At 41.3% G+C, this 1,596-nt stretch carries 2 protein-coding genes; both read left to right on the top strand.

Going from position 1 to position 1,596, the window contains the following annotated elements:
- Window positions 1-1,246, top strand: a 1,246-nt coding sequence (locus E1176_RS20300) for a hypothetical protein (RefSeq protein WP_343030490.1), incomplete at its 5' end; no start/stop codon positions are given.
- 140 nt (window positions 1,247-1,386) lie between these two features.
- A partial coding sequence (locus tag E1176_RS01265) for a carboxypeptidase-like regulatory domain-containing protein (protein ID WP_155208772.1) occupies window positions 1,387-1,596 on the top strand: 210 nt, incomplete at its 3' end.

Here is a 1,596-nt window from a genome sequence, read left to right as displayed (position 1 = left end):
ACTCTCTTTAATGGCCGCAGTTGGAATGGTTGCATTCCTTTCAGCATGTGGTGACGATGATGATTCTCCTGCTCCAGTTGGAGGTGATGAAAACGAAAATGTAGTGGTAACCGAGAATATTACAGCAAACACTACTTGGACTTCGGACAATATTTACGAATTAGGCGGCAGAATCTCAGTAGAGTCAGGCGCTACTCTTACCATTGAAGCTGGTACTATTATTAAAGGACAAGCAGGAACTGGTTCTAATGCCACTGCTCTTGTGGTTGCCAGAGGTGCTAAATTAGATGCCCAGGGTACTTCTTCTGCTCCTATCATTTTTACATCTGTAGCTGATGAGATTGAGTCAGGTATGATAGCAAGCCCTAACCTTGACCCGGATCTAAACGGTCTTTGGGGCGGACTTATTATCTTAGGTAACGCACCAATTTCTGCAGATGCTGCTTCAGTTCAAATTGAAGGAATTCCTCCATCAGATGTAAATGGTCTTTACGGAGGCTCTACAGCTGACGATAACTCAGGAACTATTCGTTACATTTCCATCCGTCATGGTGGCTCAAATATTGGTGAAGGAAATGAGATCAACGGCCTTACTTTAGGTGGTGTTGGTTCAGGTACAACTATAGAATATGTAGAAATTGTTGGAAACCAGGATGATGGTATCGAGTGCTTTGGTGGAACAGTAAACATAAGCAACGCATTAGTATGGAATCAAGGTGATGATGCATACGATATGGATCAGGACTACACCGGAACTATCGACAACTTCATTTTCATTGGTGGAGCTGACTCTGACCACGCTATGGAGCTTGATGGTCCTGAAGGTTCTCAAGATAACGGTGGCTTCACTTTAAGAAATGGTTCGCTTAAAGGATACAATGATGGTGGAGTTGATGGTGGAGAATACATCGATTTCAGATCAGGTGTTAAAGCGAGCATCGAAAACTGCTACTTCTTCAATTTCTCAGAAGACTCTGATGTTGAACTTGATAATGACGGAGTTGCTGCCAACTGGTTAGATGAGTCATTAAGCATATCAGATTTACAGTTTGACGTAAGCCATCTTTCTGCTGGTAACCTTACAATTGAAGCTATATTCGCTGACAAAGGTGATGATGCTGATGATGCATTTACTACCAGAGTTCCAGGTGCAAGTATTGTAACAACTGCAACAGTTGGTGCTGATAAAACAAAATTTACAGGGTGGACTTGGGCTGATGCTAATGGTGAGCTAGCAAGCTTCTAAGTTGAAATATTAATCCAATGTTAAGGGAGACTGAGAGGTCTCCCTTTTTTGGTAACATAGAAATAACCAACTCATAATACCTTTATGAATGCCGCTGAACATTGATAAAGCTACCTTTGCACAAATTTTAAGGGAAAGATATGAACATTTTAAAATTATTTTCGGTAGCAATTCTACTTTTAGTAGGTACCACGTTGTATGCTCAGAAGGGTACAATTAGAGGTTCAGTTATCGACAACACAACAGGCGAGCCATTATTCGGAGTTACAGCTGTAATTGCTGGAACAACTACAGGCGCTGCCTCTGATTTTGATGGAAAATTTGAAATACAAATAGAGCCGGGTACATAT

It is taken from the genome of Fulvivirga aurantia (assembly GCF_009711475.1).
In the GTDB taxonomy this organism is placed as follows: domain Bacteria; phylum Bacteroidota; class Bacteroidia; order Cytophagales; family Cyclobacteriaceae; genus Fulvivirga; species Fulvivirga aurantia.
The sequence above is the reverse complement of the archived record's forward strand: the minus strand, read 5'-3'. Positions and strand labels throughout refer to the sequence as shown.